The organism is Streptococcus sp. oral taxon 058 str. F0407, assembly GCF_000235485.1.
Taxonomy (GTDB): Bacteria; Bacillota; Bacilli; order Lactobacillales; family Streptococcaceae; genus Streptococcus.
The window spans coordinates 341,070-362,061 of sequence record NZ_JH378887.1; the positions used below are offsets into that span (position 1 = coordinate 341,070).

The 20,992-nt window shown below is 43.2% G+C and carries 23 protein-coding genes, 1 tRNA gene and 2 other annotated features (1 of these 26 running past the window's edge); of the genes, 19 read left to right on the forward strand and 5 right to left on the reverse strand.

Features of this window, described 5'->3' with window-relative positions; translation table 11 throughout:
- Positions 1-65: a binding site (T-box leader), on the forward strand (it extends 161 nt beyond the left edge of the window).
- A gap of 268 nt (positions 66-333) precedes the next feature.
- From trpB (HMPREF9184_RS03240) to trpA, 8 genes are all read left to right on the forward strand, one after another.
- Positions 334-1,512: a tryptophan synthase subunit beta gene (trpB, locus tag HMPREF9184_RS03240; RefSeq protein WP_000208449.1), complete on the forward strand. Its 1,179-nt coding sequence runs from the start codon at positions 334-336 to the stop codon at positions 1,510-1,512.
- Positions 1,509-1,734, forward strand: a binding site (T-box leader). (Overlaps the previous gene by 4 nt.)
- 71 nt (positions 1,735-1,805) lie before the next feature.
- Positions 1,806-3,167: an anthranilate synthase component I gene (gene trpE / locus HMPREF9184_RS03250; RefSeq protein WP_000439601.1), complete on the forward strand. Its 1,362-nt coding sequence runs from the start codon at positions 1,806-1,808 to the stop codon at positions 3,165-3,167.
- Positions 3,164-3,730 carry an aminodeoxychorismate/anthranilate synthase component II gene (locus HMPREF9184_RS03255; protein ID WP_000601893.1) on the forward strand — a complete coding sequence of 189 codons (567 nt, stop codon included), beginning with the start codon at positions 3,164-3,166 and terminating at the stop codon, positions 3,728-3,730. Before trpE ends, HMPREF9184_RS03255 begins: the two co-directional genes overlap by 4 nt.
- Before the next feature lie 10 nt (positions 3,731-3,740).
- Positions 3,741-4,745, forward strand: coding sequence for an anthranilate phosphoribosyltransferase (trpD, locus tag HMPREF9184_RS03260; protein WP_000658693.1), 1,005 nt, complete (start codon positions 3,741-3,743; stop codon positions 4,743-4,745).
- Positions 4,742-5,509 (forward strand): indole-3-glycerol phosphate synthase TrpC, encoded by a 768-nt coding sequence (gene trpC / locus HMPREF9184_RS03265; protein WP_000076571.1) that lies wholly within the window; start codon positions 4,742-4,744, stop codon positions 5,507-5,509. The genes trpD and trpC overlap by 4 nt, the downstream gene beginning before the upstream one ends.
- Positions 5,496-6,095, forward strand: a complete 600-nt coding sequence (locus tag HMPREF9184_RS03270; RefSeq protein ID WP_000169874.1) for a phosphoribosylanthranilate isomerase — start codon at positions 5,496-5,498, stop codon at positions 6,093-6,095. Before trpC ends, HMPREF9184_RS03270 begins: the two co-directional genes overlap by 14 nt.
- A complete protein-coding gene (gene trpB / locus HMPREF9184_RS03275) occupies positions 6,073-7,296 on the forward strand; it encodes a tryptophan synthase subunit beta (protein WP_000331303.1) in 1,224 nt (407 codons plus the stop codon). Before HMPREF9184_RS03270 ends, trpB (HMPREF9184_RS03275) begins: the two co-directional genes overlap by 23 nt.
- Positions 7,289-8,065, forward strand: a complete 777-nt coding sequence (gene trpA / locus HMPREF9184_RS03280) for a tryptophan synthase subunit alpha (RefSeq protein ID WP_001127012.1) — start codon at positions 7,289-7,291, stop codon at positions 8,063-8,065. The genes trpB (HMPREF9184_RS03275) and trpA overlap by 8 nt, the downstream gene beginning before the upstream one ends.
- Here trpA and HMPREF9184_RS03285 read toward each other — a convergent pair.
- Entirely contained in the window at positions 8,037-8,696 is a 660-nt protein-coding gene (locus HMPREF9184_RS03285) for a prepilin peptidase (protein WP_000564999.1), read from the reverse strand. The genes trpA and HMPREF9184_RS03285 overlap by 29 nt on opposite strands.
- A 71-nt stretch (positions 8,697-8,767) precedes the next feature.
- Here HMPREF9184_RS03285 and HMPREF9184_RS03290 point away from each other — a divergent pair, with 71 nt between their 5' ends.
- Positions 8,768-9,223 carry a GNAT family N-acetyltransferase gene (locus tag HMPREF9184_RS03290; protein ID WP_000155445.1) on the forward strand — a complete coding sequence of 152 codons (456 nt, stop codon included), beginning with the start codon at positions 8,768-8,770 and terminating at the stop codon, positions 9,221-9,223.
- Positions 9,224-9,272: 49 nt separating this feature from the next.
- Here HMPREF9184_RS03290 and HMPREF9184_RS03295 read toward each other — a convergent pair whose 3' ends face one another.
- Positions 9,273-10,427 (reverse strand): low temperature requirement protein A, encoded by a 1,155-nt coding sequence (locus HMPREF9184_RS03295; protein WP_000182992.1) that lies wholly within the window; start codon positions 10,425-10,427, stop codon positions 9,273-9,275.
- 205 nt (positions 10,428-10,632) lie between these two features.
- Between HMPREF9184_RS03295 and HMPREF9184_RS09635 the strand changes: the two genes are divergently transcribed.
- Positions 10,633-10,773 carry a hypothetical protein gene (locus HMPREF9184_RS09635; RefSeq protein ID WP_009755170.1) on the forward strand — a complete coding sequence of 47 codons (141 nt, stop codon included), beginning with the start codon at positions 10,633-10,635 and terminating at the stop codon, positions 10,771-10,773.
- A gap of 77 nt (positions 10,774-10,850) precedes the next feature.
- On the opposite strand, the gene HMPREF9184_RS03300 is transcribed toward HMPREF9184_RS09635, so the two are convergent.
- Entirely contained in the window at positions 10,851-11,645 is a 795-nt protein-coding gene (locus HMPREF9184_RS03300; protein WP_000178968.1) for an MBL fold metallo-hydrolase, read from the reverse strand.
- A 168-nt stretch (positions 11,646-11,813) separates the two neighbouring features.
- On the opposite strand from HMPREF9184_RS03300, the gene HMPREF9184_RS03305 reads away from it, so the two are divergent.
- A complete protein-coding gene (locus HMPREF9184_RS03305; protein WP_000202092.1) occupies positions 11,814-12,149 on the forward strand; it encodes a winged helix-turn-helix transcriptional regulator in 336 nt (111 codons plus the stop codon).
- 183 nt (positions 12,150-12,332) lie between these two features.
- On the opposite strand, the gene HMPREF9184_RS03310 is transcribed toward HMPREF9184_RS03305, so the two are convergent.
- Together HMPREF9184_RS03310 and HMPREF9184_RS03315 are read right to left on the reverse strand one after the other, a co-directional pair.
- Positions 12,333-12,405 (reverse strand) — tRNA-Lys (locus tag HMPREF9184_RS03310).
- A 262-nt stretch (positions 12,406-12,667) separates the two neighbouring features.
- Positions 12,668-13,939 (reverse strand): replication-associated recombination protein A, encoded by a 1,272-nt coding sequence (locus tag HMPREF9184_RS03315; protein ID WP_001113239.1) that lies wholly within the window; start codon positions 13,937-13,939, stop codon positions 12,668-12,670.
- Positions 13,940-14,054: 115 nt separating this feature from the next.
- Here HMPREF9184_RS03315 and HMPREF9184_RS03320 point away from each other — a divergent pair, with 115 nt between their 5' ends.
- The 8 genes from HMPREF9184_RS03320 (at position 14,055) to HMPREF9184_RS03355 (ending at position 20,965) form a co-directional block, all read left to right on the forward strand.
- Positions 14,055-14,525 carry a DUF3013 family protein gene (locus HMPREF9184_RS03320; protein ID WP_000257112.1) on the forward strand — a complete coding sequence of 157 codons (471 nt, stop codon included), beginning with the start codon at positions 14,055-14,057 and terminating at the stop codon, positions 14,523-14,525.
- An 18-nt stretch (positions 14,526-14,543) separates the two neighbouring features.
- On the forward strand, positions 14,544-15,611 hold the full coding sequence (locus tag HMPREF9184_RS03325) for a site-2 protease family protein (protein WP_000719698.1): 1,068 nt from the start codon (positions 14,544-14,546) through the stop codon (positions 15,609-15,611).
- A 1-nt stretch (position 15,612) separates the two neighbouring features.
- A complete protein-coding gene (locus HMPREF9184_RS03330; RefSeq protein WP_000401991.1) occupies positions 15,613-15,999 on the forward strand; it encodes an NUDIX hydrolase in 387 nt (128 codons plus the stop codon).
- Positions 16,000-16,036: 37 nt separating this feature from the next.
- Positions 16,037-16,510 (forward strand): GNAT family N-acetyltransferase, encoded by a 474-nt coding sequence (locus tag HMPREF9184_RS03335; RefSeq protein ID WP_000631201.1) that lies wholly within the window; start codon positions 16,037-16,039, stop codon positions 16,508-16,510.
- 138 nt (positions 16,511-16,648) lie between these two features.
- Positions 16,649-17,599, forward strand: coding sequence for a 50S ribosomal protein L11 methyltransferase (gene prmA, locus HMPREF9184_RS03340; RefSeq protein WP_000451136.1), 951 nt, complete (start codon positions 16,649-16,651; stop codon positions 17,597-17,599).
- 1 nt (position 17,600) lies between these two features.
- Positions 17,601-18,344, forward strand: coding sequence for a 16S rRNA (uracil(1498)-N(3))-methyltransferase (locus HMPREF9184_RS03345; RefSeq protein ID WP_001188231.1), 744 nt, complete (start codon positions 17,601-17,603; stop codon positions 18,342-18,344).
- 10 nt (positions 18,345-18,354) lie between these two features.
- Positions 18,355-20,151 (forward strand): oligoendopeptidase F, encoded by a 1,797-nt coding sequence (gene pepF, locus HMPREF9184_RS03350; protein WP_000435591.1) that lies wholly within the window; start codon positions 18,355-18,357, stop codon positions 20,149-20,151.
- 28 nt (positions 20,152-20,179) lie between these two features.
- A complete protein-coding gene (locus HMPREF9184_RS03355; RefSeq protein ID WP_001079820.1) occupies positions 20,180-20,965 on the forward strand; it encodes a hypothetical protein in 786 nt (261 codons plus the stop codon).
- Positions 20,966-20,992 lie beyond the last annotated feature (27 nt).

Genomic DNA, 20,992 nt, shown 5'->3' on the forward strand with positions numbered 1-20,992 from the left:
CAGAGATGTAAAGGGGAATAGTCCCTTTATAATTGAGGTGGCACCGCGTTACCAGCGCCCTCACATGGAAGTGAATTCCGTGTGTGGGCTTTTTTCTTTCGGTCATTTTGTTTTTCTTTTATTAGGACGTTAAGTCGCTTTGATGAACTTATACTCAATGAAAATCAAAGAGCAAACTAGGAAACTAGTCGCAGGCTGTACTTGAGTACGGCAAGGCGACGTTGACGTGGTTTGAATTGGATTTTCGAAGAGTATTGAGTTCTATCTGTAGCTCCTTGCCTATTACTAAAAGCAAACAAAAAGCCGGATTAATATGGAAAGAGGAAAAATTTTATGACAACTAAAGGTTATTTTGGACAATTTGGTGGTAGTTTTGTGCCAGAGCCGATTCAGGCTTTGTTGGATGAGTTGGAAGTGACATTTGACAAGTACAAGGATGATCCAGAATTTTTGGCAGAATTTCGCCATTACTTGAAGGATTATTCAGGTCGCGAAACACCGCTTTATTTTGCGGAAAGCTTGACAGAACACTTAGGTGGCGCTAAGATTTATCTTAAACGTGAAGACCTTAACCACCTTGGTTCTCACAAGCTCAACAACGTTTTAGGGCAAATTCTTCTGGCAAAACGTATGGGTAAAAAACGAGTTATCGCAGAAACAGGTGCTGGTCAGCACGGTGTTGCGACTGCAGCTGCTGCAGCTAAGTTTGGTATGGCTTGTGATGTCTACATGGGGGCAGAAGATGTGGAACGTCAACGTCTCAATGTTTTCCGTATGGAGATGATGGGAGCAACTGTTCACGCAGTTGAAACGGGAACGAGAACTCTTAAGGATGCGGTTGATGCAGCCTTTGGAGCATGGATGAATGACCTTGAAGCCTTCTATGTTTTAGGATCTGCTGTGGGACCTCATCCATATCCAACCATTGTCCACGAGTTCCAAAAGGTCATCAGTGAAGAATCTCGTCGTCAAATTTTGGAAAAAGAAGGTCGCTTGCCAGACTACGTTATTGCTTGTGTAGGTGGTGGTTCCAATGCCATTGGTGCTTTTTCACAGTATGTGGCTGATGAAGAAGTCAAATTAGTTGGGGTCGAAGCTGCTGGGCATGGACTTGATACAGACAAGCACGCGGCTACTATGACAAAAGGTAGTGTCGGAATTGTTGACGGAATGAAGACCTATGCAGTCTTTAAGGAAGATGGAGAGCTGGCTCCGGTTTACTCTATCTCAGCTGGTTTGGACTATCCAGGTGTTGGCCCAGAACACGCCTACTTTAAAGACTCAGGTCGCGTGGAATATGTAGCAGCGACGGATGAAGAAGCTGTTCAAGCCCTGCTCCTTCTCAGCAAGACTGAAGGAATTATCCCAGCGATTGAAAGCTCACACGCTATCGCAGAAGCAGTTAAACGTGCACCGAAACTAAGTAAAGATGAGATTATCATCATCAATGTCTCTGGTCGCGGAGACAAGGATGTAGCTGCGATTGCAGACTACCTAGAAGCTAAAAAATAAAAGATGGAAAAATTACAGTCTCTTCTCTCACAGAGAGCTTGTGGTTGCTGGAAACAAGCAGAGAAAGCTGTAAGGTTGGGTCCATCTGAAACAAGAGAAGAAAACATAATTCTCAAGGGAGTGCCCTTTATCGCACAGCCTGTTATAGGAAAGTTCTGAGACAGGAATGAGAGATAGGAGAAATCCTATAATTGAGGTGGCACCGCGAATTTCGTCCTCACGCAAGTTATTTTGCGTGGGGATTTTTCATACAATCGCCACGGACTAGAATTAGAACTGAAAGGGAAATTACAATGGAACGAATCATTCATGGAGATGTCTTATCGCCAATCTTGGCTTATATGCGCCTAAAGGGGCAACACAAGGTTATCTTAGAGAGTATTCCGAGAGACAAGGAAATAGCTCGTTTCTCTATCTTAGCCTATAATCCAGTTTTTGAGATTCAGTTTGAAAATGGAGTTCTTTATCAAAATGGTCAAGTGATTGATCGAGATCCCTTGGATTTCCTTTATGAAGTGACTCATAAGAGCCAGCACCATTCAGACCTCCCTTTTGGTGGGGGAGCCATTGGTTTTGTCGGTTACGATATGATTTCGCTCTATGAGGAAATCGGTCAAATCCCTGAGGATACCATTGGGACGCCAGACATGCATTTCTTTGTCTATGAGAGTTACATGGTCTTTGACCACAAGAAGGAAAAAATCCATCTCATCGAGGATGCTCTCTATAGCGAGCGCAGTCCAGAAGATTTGGAAGAAGCCTTGAACCAAGTGCTTGAGGAATTACGCATTCCTGCTCCAAATGAATTTGAAGACTTGGATCTATCTCCGCTGGACTTCAAACCCCATATCGCTCCTCGGAAGTTTGAGCAAATGGTAGAAACCGCTCGCGACTTGATTCGTAATGGTGATATGTTCCAGTGCGTGCTCAGTCAGCGCTTCTCAGCAGAGGTTACTGGAAATCCTTTTGATTTCTACAGAAATCTCCGCGTGACCAATCCATCTAATTACCTTTATTTCTATGACTTTGGTGATTATCAAATCATCGGTGCCAGTCCTGAAAGTTTGGTTTCTGTCAAAAATGGTATCGTGACAACCAATCCGATTGCGGGTACGCGACCAAGAGGGGCTACGGATGAAGAGGATAAGGCTTTGGCGACAGACCTGCTTTCGGATGAGAAGGAAACAGCAGAGCATCGAATGTTAGTAGACTTGGGACGCAATGATATTGGGCGTATCTCTGAAACGGCAAGCGTTCAAGTTACCAAGTATATGGAAGTGGAGCTCTTCCGCTACGTCATGCATTTGACCAGCGTGGTCAAGGGGCGTTTGCTTCCAGAACTCACTGCCATGGATGCCTTGAAATCAACACTTCCTGCTGGAACAGTTTCTGGAGCACCAAAGATTCGAGCGATGAGACGGATCTATGAACTGGAAACAGAAAAACGGGGTGTATACGCAGGGGCGATCGGTTACTTGTCTGCGACAGGTGATATGGACTTCGCCATTGCCATCCGAACCATGATTCTCAAAAATCAAACAGCCTATGTGCAGGCTGGGGCAGGGATTGTCTACGACTCTATCGCCCAAAACGAATACCAAGAAACCATTAACAAAGCAAAATCTATGACTAGAATTGGAGAACTAAGACCATGATTTTATTGATTGACAACTATGATTCTTTTACCTATAACTTGGCCCAGTACATTGGGAATTTTGCAGAAGTGCAGGTCTTGAGAAATGATGATCCCAAGCTGTATGAAGAAGCTGAAAAAGCAGATGGTCTGGTCTTTTCTCCTGGTCCCGGTTGGCCAGTTGATGCTGGTAAGATGGAAGACATGATTCGTGACTTTGCTGGCAAGAAGCCAATTCTTGGGATTTGTTTGGGTCACCAAGCCATCGCTGAAGCCTTTGGCGGTAAACTAGGTTTGGCTCCCAAAGTCATGCATGGGAAACAGAGCAATATCAGCTTTGAAGCGCCATCTGTTTTGTATCAAGGCATTGAGGATGGCCGTCCGGTCATGCGTTACCATAGTATCTTGATTGAAGAGATGCCAGAAGACTTTGAAGTGACAGCTCGTTCGACTGATGACCAAGCCATTATGGGAATTCAACACAAAAACCTACCGATTTATGGCTTCCAGTACCATCCAGAGAGTATCGGAACGCCAGACGGCTTGTCTTCTATTCGGAATTTTATCGAGAAGGTTGTAAAGTGAGGAAACTAGGATGAAAGAGATTATTGAAAAACTAGCAAAATTTGAAAATTTATCAGGTGTGGAAATGACGGATGTCATTGAACGTATCGTTACTGGACGTGTAACCGAAGCGCAGATTGCTTCTCTTCTCTTGGCCCTTAAGATGAAGGGGGAAACACCGGAAGAACGCACAGCCATTGCACAAGTCATGAGAGGCCATGCCCAACACATTCCAACTGAAATCCATGATGCTATGGACAACTGTGGTACAGGTGGAGACAAGTCCTTCAGCTTTAACATCTCCACAACTGCAGCCTTTGTATTAGCTGGCGGCGGCATTCATATGGCCAAGCACGGTAACCGTTCGATTTCTTCTAAATCGGGTTCGGCAGATGTCCTTCAAGCATTGGGCATCAATCTTGACCTCAAACCAGCTGAACTAGGTAAGGTTTTTGATAAAACTGGCATCGTCTTTCTCTTTGCTAAAAATATGCACCCAGCTATGAAATACATCATGCCCGCTCGTTTGGAGTTGGGAATTCCAACAATCATGAACTTGACTGGTCCACTGATTCACCCAATGGCCTTGGAAACACAGCTTCTTGGAATTAGTCGTCCAGAACTACTAGAAAGTACCGCTCAGGTTTTGAAAAATATGGGTCGCAAACGTGCCATCGTGGTTGCTGGACCAGAAGGGCTGGATGAAGCTGGCTTGAACGGAACAACCAAGATTGCTCTTCTTGAAAATAGCGAAATTACCTTATCAAGCTTTACTCCAGAGGATTTGGGGATGGAACGCTACGCTATCGAAGATATTCGTGGAGGCAATGCTCAGGAAAATGCAGAAATTTTGCTCAGCGTTCTTCAAAACGAACCAAGTCCATTCTTGGAAACGACAGTTTTAAATGCTGGTCTTGGTTTCTATGCCAATGGTAAGGTTGATAGTATCAAGGAAGGAGTTGCCTTGGCCCGTCAAGTGATTGCTAGTGGCAAGGCCCTTGAAAAACTCAGACTGTTACAGGAGTACCAAAAATGAGTCAGGAATTTTTATCACGAATCTTAGAGCAGAAGGCGCGTGAAGTCGAGCAAATGGAGCTGGAGGAAATCAGACCCTTGCGCCAGACCTATCGCTTAGCTGACTATTTAAAACAACATCAAGACCGTTTACAGGTAATCGCTGAAGTCAAGAAGGCTAGCCCTAGTCTGGGAGATATCAATCTCGATGTGGATATTGTGCAACAGGCCCAGACTTATGAAGCAAACGGCGCAGTGATGATTTCGGTTTTGACAGATGAAGTTTTCTTTAAAGGGCATTTGGATTATTTGCGTGAGATTTCTAGTCAGGTAAACATTCCAACGCTCAACAAGGACTTTATCATCGACGAAAAGCAAATCATCCGCGCTCGTAATGCAGGTACGACAGTTATCTTGCTCATCGTCGCGGCCTTGTCAGAAGAACGTCTCAAGGAACTTTATGACTATGCGACAGAGCTTGGTCTGGAAGTCTTGGTAGAAACTCACAATCTAGCTGAACTAGAAGTGGCCCACAGGCTTGGTGCTGAGATTATTGGGGTTAATAACCGCAACTTGACGACCTTTGAGGTCGACTTACAAACCAGTGTAGACTTGGCCCAGCACTTTAAGGAAGATCGCTATTACATTTCTGAATCTGCTATTTTCACAGGACAGGATGCGGAACGCGTTGCACCGTACTTTAACGGAATTTTGGTAGGGACAGCTCTTATGCAGGCAGAGGATGTGGCTCAAAGAATCAAGGAGTTGCAGATTGACAAAGGTTAAGATTTGTGGACTATCGACCAAAGAAGCGGTAGAGACAGCTGTATCAGCAGGGGCGGATTACATCGGTTTTGTCTTCGCACCTAGTAAAAGGCAGGCGACCTTGGAACAGGCTGCTGAGCTGGCAAAGCTCATTCCTGTCAACGTTAAAAAGGTTGGTGTATTTGTTTCACCAAGTCGGGCAGAACTGCTAGAAGCGATTGAAAAGGTTGGCTTGGACTTGGTTCAAGTTCACGGTCAGGTGGCAGATGATTTGTTTGAGGATTTACCTTGTGCCAGCATTCAGGCTGTGCAAGTGGATGGAGAGGGGCATGTACCCAATTCTCAGGCAGATTATTTACTCTTTGATGCCCCTGTTGCTGGGAGTGGCCAGACCTTTGACTGGGGTCAACTGGATACGACAGGACTAGCTCAGCCCTTCTTTATCGCAGGTGGGCTTAATGAAGATAATGTAGTAAAAGCTATTCAACACTTTACTCCCTATGCAGTCGATGTATCAAGCGGAGTGGAGACAGATGGACAAAAAGATCATGAAAAGATTAGAAGATTTATAGAGAGGGTAAAGCATGGCATATCAGGAACCAAATAAAGATGGATTTTACGGAAAATTCGGCGGACGTTTTGTCCCAGAAACATTGATGACAGCAGTTTTGGAGTTGGAGAAGGCTTACCGTGAAAGTCAGTCAGACCCGAGTTTCCAAGAAGAATTAAACCAACTCTTGCGCCAGTATGTAGGACGTGAAACTCCCCTTTACTACGCAAAAAACTTGACCCAGCATATCGGTGGAGCCAAGATTTACCTCAAACGGGAAGATCTCAACCATACAGGGGCCCACAAGATTAACAATGCCTTGGGACAAGTTCTTCTGGCTAAACGCATGGGTAAAAAGAAAATTATCGCTGAGACGGGTGCTGGTCAGCATGGTGTGGCAACTGCAACAGCTGCAGCCCTCTTTAACATGGAATGTACTATCTATATGGGTGAGGAAGATGTTAAACGCCAAGCCCTTAATGTTTTCCGTATGGAGCTTTTGGGAGCTAAGGTTGAGGCAGTGACAGATGGTTCGCGTGTGCTCAAGGATGCGGTCAATGCAGCCCTTCGTTCATGGGTGGCAAACATCGATGATACCCACTATATCCTTGGTTCTGCCTTGGGGCCTCATCCTTTCCCAGAAATCGTTCGTGACTTCCAAAGTGTCATTGGACGAGAAGCTAAGCAACAGTACCGTGACTTGACAGGTCAAGATCTGCCAGATGCCCTAGTAGCCTGTGTTGGTGGTGGTTCAAATGCTATCGGGCTCTTCCATCCATTTGTAGAAGATGAGTCTGTAGCTATGTATGGGGCTGAGGCAGCAGGGCTTGGTGTGGATACGGAGCACCATGCAGCTACCCTTACCAAGGGTCGTCCAGGGGTCCTTCACGGTTCCCTCATGGATATCCTCCAAGATGCTCATGGTCAAATTCTTGAAGCCTTCTCTATCTCAGCAGGTTTAGACTATCCTGGTATCGGTCCAGAACATTCTCACTACCATGATATCAAACGTGCCAGCTATGTTCCTGTGACAGACGAAGAAGCCTTGGAAGGATTCCAACTCTTGTCTCGTGTGGAAGGGATTATCCCAGCCTTGGAATCTAGCCACGCTATTGCTTTTGCGGTGAAATTGGCCAAAGAACTCGGTCCAGACAAATCCATGATAGTCTGTCTATCAGGTCGTGGGGACAAGGATGTGGTTCAAGTCAAAGATCGCTTGGAAGCAGACGCAGCAAAGAAGGGAGAAGCGCATGCCTAAGACTTTAACAGAAAAATTGAATGCTATCAAAGCAGCTGGAAAAGGAATTTTCGTTCCCTATATCATGGCTGGAGACCACGAAAAAGGTTTGGATGGACTAGGTGAAACAATCCACTTTTTAGAAGATTTGGGTGTCTCTGCCATTGAAGTGGGCATTCCCTTTTCAGACCCTGTTGCAGATGGGCCTGTTATCGAAGAAGCTGGTTTGCGCAGTCTAGCCCACGGAACTTCTACCCAGGCTTTGGTTGAAACCTTGAAAACCATTGAAACAGAGGTGCCACTTGTTATCATGACCTACTTCAACCCCCTCTTTCAGTACGGTGTGGAGAAATTTATCAAAGATTTGGCAGATACAGCGGTTAAGGGATTGATTATCCCAGACCTGCCCCATGAGCATGCCAATTTTATAGAGCCATTTTTGGCAGATACAGACATTGCTTTGATTCCCCTAGTTAGTTTGACGACAGGGATTGAGCGTCAGAAAGAATTGATTAAAGGGGCAGAAGGATTTGTCTATGCGGTTGCTATCAATGGAGTGACAGGAAAATCAGGAAATTACCGCGCAGACTTGGACAAGCACTTGGCTCAACTGCATCAAGTAGCCGATATCCCAGTATTGACAGGATTTGGCGTATCTAGTCAAGCCGATGTAGAACGTTTTAATGCAGTGTCAGATGGTGTTATCGTTGGTTCGAAAATTGTAAAAGCCCTCCACAAAGGAGAGCCGATTCAGGACTTTATCAAACAAGCACTAGCTTACCAAAAATAATCATACAAGCAGCGAGCAAGAGGAAAGGCACAAAGGGAAGTCTTTCCTTTTTCTTTTGTAGGAGAAAGGCTAGAATCCCCGTCGCAGAAGCAAACTGAATCAAGATTAGCAACTCTGTCACACTAAAGACGAGTGCACAAGATGATAGAAAGAGGAAATCACCTGCTCCTATACGGATATCGATAAAATGAGCAAAAATTCCAAGGACAAGGAAGAAGACCATAATCAGATTCCAACCACAGAAAGCCATGAGGAGTAGATAGAAAGTCAGCCAGACCAGTAAAGGATATTCCTGATGGCGAAAGTCATAGATGCCCAAGGTCAAGCCAGCAGTGAGTAGGATGACTTGCCCCAAGGAAAGCAATTCCCAAGAGTAAACCAGAAAGATGAGCCCTAAGGCTAGTTCAAAGAGGGCATACCAGACTGGATAACGCGCCTTGCAGTAGCGACAGCGAAAGCGATTAAAAACCTGCGAGAGGATCGGAATCAAATCTAACGGACGCAAGCGAGTCTGACAGGAATCGCAGTGACTAGCTGGGCTGATAATGGATTGCTCAGGGAAACGGTCAATGACCAAACCTAGAAAGGAAGCGAGAATGCTCCCGACAAGAAAAAAATAAAAATCAATCATACTTATCTATTCGGAAAAAATAGGAGAAGTGGTATAATGGAGAAACATAGATAAGATGGTGAGGAAAAAAGATGACAATTCGTTTTGAAGAAAATGTGAGTACAGAAAACGCTCAATTCGTATGCCAATGGTCCAACTCCCTCGGCAAATCCTTTCAAGAACAATGGATGGGAACAATGATTCCTTTTCCCTTGACAATTCAAGTCTTGCAAGATTTGGAAGGAATCTTTTCAATCTTTGATGGACAAGAGTTTGTGGGGCTTATCCAGAAAATCAGGCTAGAAGACAGAAATCTTCATATCGGGAGATTTTTTATCAACCCCCAGAAACAAGGGCAAGGCTTAGGTAGCCAGGCTTTAAGGAAATTTGTTAGTTTGGCCTTTGAAAATGGAGACATAGATACTGTCTCTCTAAATGTCTACGAGGCAAATCAAAGAGCTAAGCACCTCTATCAAAAAGAAGGATTTGAAATCGTTCAAATGGTTGAAGAACCTATACGAAAATACATCATGAAAAAGGGTAGGTAGAAAGTAAAAAAGCCTTGGTTCACAAAGCTTTTTTTGTGTTATAAACTCATTAAAACAAATCCCAGTCAGGTGTGGAATGTTTTCTAGTCTGGATCATGTAGAAATGAATAAAATGAATTTCTATAGCTAGGGTCAAAATGGTTGCAATAGTCACTACTATCATAGGATTAGAAGCACAAATTAAAGAGAGAGTTAAGGCGGTCAGATAGAGTGCAGCCTGGACAAAGTAGAAACCTTTCGAATAGCGAAGATAGTGTTTGTTATAGGGGCCATTTGCTAGGACAGCTGCTTGGAAGAGGCCAAGTCCGATATAAAAGAAGCTAGTTACAAAGAGATGATTGGCTTCAGGACTAAGGAGAAAACTCATGGAAACAGTTATCATAATGAGTCCAATGAAAATAGGATAGTGACTATAAATCAGAAAAATTCCCTTTTGATCAGATGCTTCATCAATGGCATGGTCGAATTGACCAAAATAAAACAAGAATAGAGAAAGCATGATCATGAAATAAAGAAGGGAATAAATCGAGAAATTCTCGATCGTAAAGAAGTTAGCTAGCCCCATAATCATCTCCCCAAAAGTAATAATGACTAGAAGAGAGATACGTTCAATTAAATGGGGGAGATTGACTTGAAAATGCTTGGACTTACGAGTCATGGTAATGGGCATAATGAAGGTAAGGAGGATACTGAGGATGAAGATATAGATACCTACGTTGATAGGAAGGAGAGCTGCTAGGTAGACGCCCAAAGTGCGAAGCCCTGTCATCCAAAGCAACCAGCGAGTAGACTTGAAACTCGTTTGATTTGAGGGATCCGTCGGTTTTCGATGATACTCCACCAGGTATTGAAAGAAGAGGGTGAGGGTGAGGGTACCAACGGCCCAGCAAAAAGAGTGGAAATAGAGCTGCCAATCATGGCCAATCATATTTGAAATGAAGAGCAGGAGACCCATATTGATAAACATAATCACCATGTTAAATAAGGAATTCTTCCCATAGCGATTGGTATAAACGGTCTGAATCATCCAGGAATTGACAAGGACTAAAAGAGACATGAAAAAATCAAAGAGAGAATTCCAAGTCAAAATGCCGTTATGTAGATGGTGAATGAGGGCAGTTGTTTTTGAAATGGCAAAGACCAGAACCAGGTCATAAAATAGCTCTGAAAATTCTACCCGTTTGTGTTTGATAAGGTTTGTCATATTAGGTTCCTTTTAGTTAAGATGTACAATTTATTATAACAGAAAATAGCAATGAAAGAGAAGGAGATTAGGAGTTTGTCATAATATGGCGTAAACTGTCAAACAAATGGCAGATACTGTCATTCAATCTTGGAAAAAAGAAGAATATAATACAAGCATAAGGTCCAACGAGGCCTACTAAATAAAAAGAAAAGAGGAATAGATTATGACACTTACAGCTCAAGAAGCATTTAACCATTTAGACCCACAAGCTTGGACACAAGTTTCCATCGCAGAACGCCTAGAAATCTTGGCAGCTCGATCTTCTCAACATGTTAAGGCGGTATCACTGCTTGTGAAAGCGTAGAAAAATATGTAGACAACAAAAAAAGCTGGCATAGCCAGCTTTCCCAACAAGCTTTTAATAAAGCTTGTTTTTTTCTACTATTTCAAACCAAGGAATGGTTCATTTAAATCAATCAGTACCTCTCCCATATAATCTGGGAAACTAGTCATCATAGCCTTTTTATATTGACTGAAGGTCTCTACTTTGCCTAAGGTTTCCTGCGCTAAGTTTAGGTAATCTGTCATGTGTATAAAAACGTCCTTATTTGTTGGTAAACCATGACCTGGTAATATGAGATTCCAGTCACGGCCATTTAAGTTGGCTAAAACTTCCTTCCAATTTTCTAACTCTTGTTGAGCAACAAAGAGATGAACGCCGTTGTAAACAATATCCTGCGTGATAATGACTCCCTGGTCTACCAATTCTAAAGTCGTGATGAAGCTACTTTCAGTATCTGCTACTTTTGCAACACGGATGGTTACACCATCAACCTCAAAATCTCCCTCATCTAAAATTAAGTTTGGAAGAACAGCTTCTTCTTGAGTTGGGACTAAATCACCCAAGGCTTGTCTGTTACGCTCAATTGATTCTGCACCGATTTCATCTAGCTCACTTACCACTTCTTTGATAGCGTAGATTTTTTCACCTTCAAATACAGAGGTACCAAACCAGTGGTCAGGGTGACTGTGTGAGATGATGACTTTTGCAATCGGCTTGTTCAAACGATCGATAAAGGCTTTCACTTCCTTAGCGTATGGTAAGAGCATTTGAGTATCAACTACGATTAAATGATTTTCTGTTTCAATAATATGTGTGTTGACCAGAGCGCCGTCTTCTGGCGCGGTATAGGTATGGGTAGTAACTTTATCAAATTTTCTGCTTGTCATTGTCATATAAATGATCTCCTTTAATTTTTCTTGCTTTTTTCAAGCTATGGATATATAATATCATCGATAGTTACTTTTGAAAAGTATGCACCTTAAAGTGCCCTAGTAACCAAAAAGTTACTATTGCTTGTTTTCAAAGAAAGTTCAACGATATTTTAAAAAATAGGAGAAGATATGACTAGTAAAAAACTACCAAAAGATTTACCAGCTTGCCCAATAGAAACAACCTTGCTTCTTATTAGTAGCAAATGGAATATTCTTATCCTGCGTGATTTAATGGAGGGAACGAAGCGCTTTGGAGAATTAAAACGATCAATTGGTCTCATCAGTCAAAAAGTTTTAACAGCTAGCTTGCGAGACCTAGAAAATAAGTCTATTGTTGACCGAAAGGTCTACGCAGAGGTACCTCCTCGTGTTGAATACTCTCTGACTGAATTGGGTCGTTCCTTAAAGCCAATCCTAGATTCAATGTGGGATTGGGGGAGTTGGTATCAAGATCAACAATCGTAATCAGAAAAACCTTAGACGTGAGTGCCATCGTCTAAGGTTTTTATATTGTATTGCCCTCAAAAAGTGAGTTTTTGTGTTTAAGTTTTGGGGTGCAGTTCATTCAGAAGGGTCGTTTTTTCTATCGTAGTGCTAAGACTACAAAAAAAAGCCTTGATAACCAAGGCTTTTTCCTGTTGATTTAGATGCCCCCTGCAGGGCTCGAACCTGCGACCCATAGATTAAGAGTCTACTGCTCTACCAACTGAGCTAAGGAGGCAAATAAAAAGCTGTATTGGTGCCGAAACTTCACGGTTTGTATTGAACCCGCGCAATTAAGCAGGTGGGCAACTCGCTCTAACTGAAGCTGTTTCCGTGTGAGACGGCCTACATGCTGTTAGAAGACTTTTGTTTCCCTAATAATACAAAAAATAGTCGGTCAACACTTAAATGTGAAGTCGTACACCACAGCGTTTCTATGTTTATATAATACCACTTTTTCAAAAAAAATCAAGGGAAAATTAAAATTTTTGAAAAGGATTTCACAAATTTCGTAATTTATCAATGGTTTCCTTGCGTTGAGCCAGGGCCCGTTCGTATTTTCCACTATCTTCTGGAGAAAAGTAGTGATGGTCACGGATTTTTTCTGGCAGATAGTCTTGCTTGACCCAATTTTCAGGATAGTTATGAGGATAGAGATAGTCTTGGGCATTCCCCAGTTCCTTGCTTCCGTTGTAGTGACCATCTCGCAGATGGCGTGGAATGGGCAAATGCCCTGATGTTTTGAGGTCAGCAAGAGCCTTGTCCATAGCCACATAGGCAGAGTTAGATTTTGGAGAAAGGGCCAAATCAATCACAACATTAGCAATGAGGATGCGAGCTTCTGGAAAACCAATCCTTTGTGCAGCATCTAGAGCAGTCACGGTATGAATCTGGGCCTCGGGATTGGCCAAACCGATATCTTCATAAGCGATAACAGTCAAGCGACGAGCTAGGCTAGGGAGGTCACCTGCTTCAATCAAGCGGGCAGCGTAGTGGAGACTGGCATCCACATCCGAGCCACGGATGGATTTTTGCAGGGCGGAGAGGACATCGTAGTGTCCATCTCCATCCTTGTCCATAGTAATATAACTCCTTTGTAGGCTATTTTCCATGATATCAAGAGTGATATGGCGGATGCCCTTATCATTCTCAGGGGTAGAGAGAACAGCCAAATCTAGTGAATTAAAGGCAGAACGCAAGTCTCCATTGGTAGAGGTTGCGATGAAATCCAGCGCGTCCTCATCTAGCTCAACCGGGAAGTCAAATCCTCGTTCAGGATTAGTGAGAGCGATTTGAATGGCCTCTTTGACATCTTGATTGGACAAGGGTTCGAGTTCAAAAATCTGGACACGGCTACGAATGGCAGGAGTGACAGAAAAGAAGGGATTTTCCGTTGTAGCCCCAATCATGATGACCAGTCCACTTTCCAAGAGTGGCAGGAGAAAGTCTTGCTTGGTTTTATCGAGACGATGAATCTCGTCTAGTAACAGGACTAATCCTCCAGAGAATTTGGCTTCTTCAGCGATTTCTTGGAGGCGTTTTTTACTATCAACAGTGGCATTGAAGGTCCGAAAGGCATACTTGGTCGTTCCAGCGATGGCAGAGGCGATACTAGTCTTGCCGATTCCTGGAGGTCCGTAGAGAATCATGGAGGACAGACGATTGGTTTCCACCATGCGACGGATAATTTTTCCAGGTCCGACCAGATGCTTCTGACCGATGACCTGGTCGATGGTTTTGGGGCGCATGCGAAGCGCGAGATTGTCTGGCATAGCAGTCCTTTCTAACATGGATTTTCTGATGTATATGTGGTAAGATGGTAGTATCTATTTTAGCATATTTCCGAGCAATCGGGGCGATTAAAGAGTCGCATAGAAAGAGGACAAAATGGCAACATACGGATTTTTAGATGTTTTAGAGGAAGAATTGGACAAGAACTTTCCTTTTGACTTTGAGATTAGCTGGGATAAGCGCAATCATGCGGTTGAAGTGAGTTTTCTATTAGAGGCGCAAAATGCTGCAGGTGTGGAGATGGTGGATGAAGAGGGAGAGGTTTCCTCAGAAGATGTTCTCTTTGAAGAAGCAGTGCTTTTTTACAATCCTGCCAAATCAACGATTAATGAAGAAGACTATTTGACTGTCATTCCTTATCTGCCGAAGAAAGGATTTTCTCGTGAATTTTTAGCCTATTTTGCCCTTTTCCTCAAAGATACTGCCGAGGTTGGGCTGGATGCACTCATGGACTTTTTGGAAGACCCAGAAGCAGAAGAATTTGTCATGGACTGGAACCAAGAAGTCTTTGAAGAAGGAAAAGTTGGCTTGGAAGAAGTAGAATTTTACCCTTATCCGAGATACTAGGAGTTGGTTAGAGATTTTATGAAAAAAATTGGGACTTATTTGATCTATGTGCTAGCTTTTGTCTTTATTATGCTAGCTTTTGCTTGTGGAACTATCGCATTTGCAGAGTTGGGGTATTCCGCAGTTTTAGCCTTTACTTTTGGTTATTCCTTTGCTCTTCTAAGCATGTATTTAATCTTTATTCTTCATGAGCTGGGTCATGCTTTTTGTGGCTACTTGACAGGCTATCGGCTGGTGGCTTTTGGATTAGGACATTTTCTTTTGACCAAAAAGTCAGGCAGGTTTCATCTTAGTCGAACAGCCGTTCTGAAAAATGTTGGTGCTCAGTACATTGGATTGAAAGAAGATGAAAGTGATCAAAGAATCATCCTGATGCTTTCAGGAGGCTTGATGGTCCATCTCAGCTTGATATTATTGGCGATATTGTTTGGATTTTTGACAAGAAGCTGGTATTTTGCTGGTACTTGGATTTTTCTGAATTTATCTTTCTTCCTAAACAACGCTTTGCCAGTCGGTATCACCGATGGAGCAAAAATCTGGGAATTGCGACAACACCCTGAAAATACGAAATACGCCTACATGGTGTTGAGGCATTCTGCCCAGACCTTGTTAGCTCCTCAAGAATATGACTTGAAAGACTTTACCATGCCTGTTGATGAGGATGCGAGAGGGAGTTTTGCAGAAAGTATTGAAACTCTTCAGGGAGTGGTTTTCATATTGGATGGTCATTTAGAGGCAGCTAAAAAGCTATTTCAATCTTTACTAGAGAGAACAGAACACTCGCTGTCTGAAACTTTTTGCCAACTATACCTTCTTCAAATCGCCTTGCTAGAAGGTGATAATGAGAAAGCGGAGGAATATGCAAGTATTCGAAGCGTCAAATCCTTTTTATCTCTAAAAATGGCAGATGTGCAAATGATTCAAGCATGGTATCAATTTAAAGTTAAGAATGATGTAGCTCAAACTCGCAAGGCTATGAAGATTGCTAGACAGAAAATGAATAGCAGCCGGATGTTACGGGATGAGCAATGTTACTATGAAAACTGGTTAGCAGAGCTGGAAAAGGCATTAGCCGAAGGAGTCTAACATGGAAATAGAGATTTCTGATTTTACAGGTTGCAAGATTGCTTTGTTTTGTGGGGATAAGCTTTTGACTATCTTACGCGATGATAAGGCAAGCATTCCCTGGCCCAATATGTGGGAGTTACCAGGTGGTGGTCGAGAGGGTGATGAAAGTCCTTTTGAGTGCGTAGCACGTGAAGTTTTTGAGGAACTGGGGATTCATTTGACTGAAGATTGTCTGCTTTGGAGCAAGGTTTACCCAAGTATGCTTTTTGCAGACAAATATTCCGTTTTTCTAGTTGGTCAGTTGACAAAGGCTCAGTTTAACAGTATTGTGTTTGGAGATGAAGGACAGGGCTACAAATTGATGAGCATTGACGAATTTCTTGGCTCAGATAAGGTTGTACCCTAGTTGCAGGAAAGAGTGAGAGATTATATGGAGGAGAATTATGATAACACTTGAGAGAGCAGGGACGGAAGATTTAGAAACCATTATTTCTATACAAAGAGCCAGTTTTAAGGCAGTCTATGAGAAATACCAGGATGAGTATGATCCTTATCTGGAGGATCGCGAACGAATCAAGTGGAAATTGGTTGAGCGTCCCAATAGTTATTACTATTTTGTTAAAGAAGCGGAAGAGATTTTAGGTTTTCTTCGCGTTCATACTAACGAGGAACTGACAGAAGCTTGGCTGGGAACAGCAGCGATTTTGCCCCAGTATCAAGGAAAAGGGTATGGATCTAAAGGTTTAAGCTTACTGGAAAAAGAATTTCCAACCATCACACAATGGGATTTGTGTACGGTGTTACAGGATGCAGGCATGGTTGCTTTTTACGAGAAAAACGGCTATCGTCAAACTCATATCGAGCCTGAAAAAGAAGGCATGGATATGGTCTACATGAAAAAATTGATAGAGAAATAGAAAGGATGGTTCAGTTACATTTCTAAACTGAACCCGCCCTAAACACGGTGCCAAAAAGATAAACTTCTCTTAGACACAAACGTCTTCAGAGAGTTTCCTATTTTGACTTTGTGTTTTTACGGGCTTGGTATCTTAATAATGGAAACATGGCAAGAGTTAAAAGTTACAGTTAAGCGTGAGGGAGAGGAGTTGGTTTCCAATCTCTTGATTGAGCTGGGAGCGCAAGGTGTTGCGATCGAAGACAGTATGGACTATGTGGGAAATGTCGACCACTTCGGCGAGATTTTTCCAGAGGTCGAGCAGCAAGAAGATATCGTGGTGACAGCCTACTATCCTGAAACGGTTGATGTAGCAGTGGTTGAGGCAGACTTGCAGGCTCGCTTGGCAGACTTGACGGATTTTATGGATTTGGGAGAGGTTAAGATGGGGACGACTGCCTTGGCTGAGGAAGACTGGGCAGACAACTGGAAGAAATACTATGAACCCGCTCGTATCACTCATGACTTGACCATCGTTCCCTCATGGACAGACTATGAGGCGACAGTGGGAGAAAAGATTATCAAGCTAGATCCTGGTATGGCCTTCGGGACAGGAACCCACCCAACAACCAAGATGAGCCTTTTTGCCTTGGAGCAGGTTCTTCGTGGTGGCGAGACAGTGCTAGATGTGGGGACAGGTTCAGGTGTCCTTTCTATCGCCAGCTCACTTCTAGGTGCCAAGGAAATTTTCGCCTATGACCTTGATGATGTGGCGGTTCGGGTTGCTCATGAAAATATTGAGCTCAATCCAGGCATGGAGAATATCCATGTAGCGCCAGGAGACTTGCTCAAGGGTGTGGAGATTGAGGCAGATGTCATCGTGGCTAATATCTTGGCGGATATTCTCATTCATCTGACCGATGATGCTTATCGCTTGGTCAAGGATGAAGGCTACCTCATCATGAGTGGCATTATCAAGGACAAGTGGGATATGGTGCGCGAGTCAGCTGAGTCAGCTGGATTTTTCCTCGAAACTCACATGGTTCAAGGGGAATGGAATGCCTGTGTTTTCAAGAAGACCAAGGATATTTCAGGTGTGATAGGAGGCTAGCATGCAGCAGTATTTTGTCAAGGGCAGTGCAGTCTCTCCTGTCACCGTTGAGGACAAGGAAACCAGCAAGCACATGTTTCAGGTTATGCGCCTGAAAGAAGGCGATGAGGTTGTTTTGGTCTTTGATGACGGGATCAAGCATTTGGCGCGCGTGCAAGATGTGGAGGCTCGTCAGTTGGAACTAATTGAGGAATTGGCAGACAATGTGGAACTGCCCGTCCAAGTGACTATCGCATCAGGCTTTCCCAAGGGAGACAAGCTGGAGTTCATCACTCAAAAGGTGACAGAACTAGGTGCCAGCCAGATTTGGGCATTTCCTGCCGACTGGTCAGTCGCCAAATGGGATGGCAAGAAATTGGGCAAAAAAGCTGAAAAACTTGAAAAAATTGCCCTTGGAGCAGCAGAACAAAGCAAGCGTAATTTGGTCCCAAGTATCACTCTTTTTGAGAAGAAAGCAGAATTTCTAGCACAATTGGACCAGTTCGACTCGATCGTAGTGGCCTATGAAGAGTCAGCCAAGGAAGGTGAAGCCGCTGCGCTCCTACAAGCAGTTACTGAACTCAAGAAAGGAGCTAAATTGCTCTTTATCTTTGGTCCAGAAGGTGGTCTTTCACCTGCAGAAATCGAAAGTTTTGAAGCCAAAGGAGCTGTTTTGGCAGGTCTTGGACCTCGCATTTTGCGAGCAGAAACAGCGCCACTTTACGCCTTATCAGCCCTTAGTGTTTTATTAGAATTAGAGAAATAAGAGGAAGAAAATGGAACAAAAACACCGTTCAGAATTTCCCGAAAAGGAACTTTGGGATTTAACTGCCCTATACCAAGACCGTGAGGATTTCTTGCGAGCCATCGAAAAGACTCACGAAGACATCAACCAATTTAGCCGTGACTACAAGGGTAATCTTCACACTTTTGAGGATTTCGAGAAGGCTTTTGCGGAGCTGGAGCAGATTTATATCCAGATGAGCCATATCGGCAATTATGCCTTTATGCCTCAGACGACAGACTATAGCAATGAGGATTTTGCTAATATCGCCCAAGCTGGAATGGACTTTGAAACAGATGCTAGCGTAGCCCTGACCTTCTTTGACGATGCCTTGGTGGCAGCAGATGAGGAAGTCTTGGATCGTTTGGGTGAACTGCCCCACTTGGTAGCAGCCATTCGTCAGGCAAAAATCAAAAAAGCCCACTATCTTGGGGCGGATGTGGAGAAGGCCTTGACCAATCTCGGTGAAGTTTTCTACAGTCCACAGGATATCTACACTAAGATGCGAGCTGGGGACTTTGAAATGGCTGACTTTGAAGCCCATGGCAAGACCTACAAAAACAGCTTTGTTACCTATGAGAATTTCTACCAAAACCACGAGGACGCTGAGGTTCGTGAAAAATCCTTCCGTTCCTTCTCAGAAGGCCTCCGTAAGCACCAAAATACAGCTGCAGCAGCCTATCTAGCTCAAGTCAAGTCTGAAAAACTACTGGCAGATATGAAAGGCTATGCCTCAGTTTTTGACTATCTTCTAGCTGAGCAGGAAGTAGACCGTGCCATGTTTGATCGTCAGATTGACCTCATTATGCAGGAATTTGCGCCAGTCGCTCAGAGATACCTCAAGCATGTTGCCAAGGTCAATGGTCTTGAAAAGATGACCTTCGCAGACTGGAAATTGGACTTGGATAGCGCCCTTAATCCTGAAGTGAGCATTGATGATGCCTATGACTTGGTTATGAAGTCAGTCGCACCATTGGGTCAAGAATACACTCAAGAAATTGCCCGTTACCAAGAAGAGCGCTGGGTAGACTTTGCTGCTAATAGTGGCAAGGATTCAGGTGGTTACGCAACGGATCCATATCGTGTGCATCCTTATGTTCTCATGAGTTGGACTGGCCGTTTGAGCGATGTCTATACCTTGATTCATGAGATTGGGCATTCTGGTCAATTTATCTTTTCAGATAACCACCAAAGTTACTTCAACGCTCATATGTCTACCTACTATGTCGAAGCACCATCAACCTTCAATGAATTGCTTTTAAGTGATTATTTGGAACACCAGTCTGACGACCCGCGTCAAAAACGCTTTGCTCTTGCGCACCGTTTGACAGACACCTACTTCCATAACTTTATTACCCACCTCTTGGAAGCAGCCTTCCAGCGCAAGGTTTATACATTGATTGAAGAAGGAGAAACCTTTGGAGCAAGCAAGCTCAACAGCATTATGAAGGAAGTTTTGACGGACTTCTGGGGAGATGCCATTGAAATTGACGATGATGCAGCCTTGACTTGGATGCGCCAAGCTCACTATTACATGGGCTTGTATAGCTATACCTACTCAGCCGGACTTGTCATCTCGACTGCTGGTTACCTTCATCTGAAACATTCAGAAACTGGAGCTGAAGATTGGCTCAATCTCCTTAAATCAGGTGGCAGCAAAACACCACTTGAGTCAGCCATGATTATCGGAGCCGATATCTCAACAGATAAACCACTCCGTGATACTATCCAATTCTTGTCTGATACAGTTGACCAGATTATCGCATACAGTGCTGAGTTGGTAGAGTAAGGGAATAGATAGATTTTAGGAGAACGATATGAATAGAATCAAAAAATGGCTAGAGCAAGATCCTCAAAGAATGCGTTTTATCAAAATAGGTCTAGTCTTGTTGGGCTTTATTTTATTGATTGCTCTCCCTACTCTCTATCTTGTTTTGAGTGGAGTTGGTATTTGGTATTTTGTAAAGAAAGCACCAGATATTCGAAAAAGAAATCTAATGATAGGACTTTTCGTTGTCAGTCTTGTTATAGCATCTCTCCAAACTCCGACAGTCACAAAGAAAATTTCATCTTCTCAATCAGAAACTAAGCAGACTGTGGCATCTACTGCTAAAGTAGATTCAACAACCGATGCTTCATCTAGTATAGAGGAAGCAAAACGAATCGAAGAAGAGAAAAAAGCTAAAGAAAAAGCAGAAGAAGAAGAGAGAATTGCTAAAGAAAAAGCTACAAAGGAGTTGCAAGAAAAAGGCGAAACCTTAGTCAAACAATTGGAGGAAAGCCAAGATGCGAGTCAAGTGAAATCTGTTAAAGAAACAGTTAATCAAATTGAAAATAATGATAAAAAGACAGAGTTGCTTGATAGAATAGGTGCAGTTGAGTCATTAATTTCTCAAAAAGAAGAAGAGAAAAGAATTGCGCGTGAAGCGGAAACCAAAGCCCAACAGCAAGATAGAATTGTCTATGTTGCAAACCATGGGAATGCGAAAGTTTATTGGTACAGTAAGGATAGAATGCCTCCAAAAACTAATAAAGCTAATGTTGTTGAGATGATAGAGGCCGATGCAATTGCTGCAGGAAAACGTCCATCGAAAACAGAATAAGAAAAAAAGTCATCTACGGATGACTTT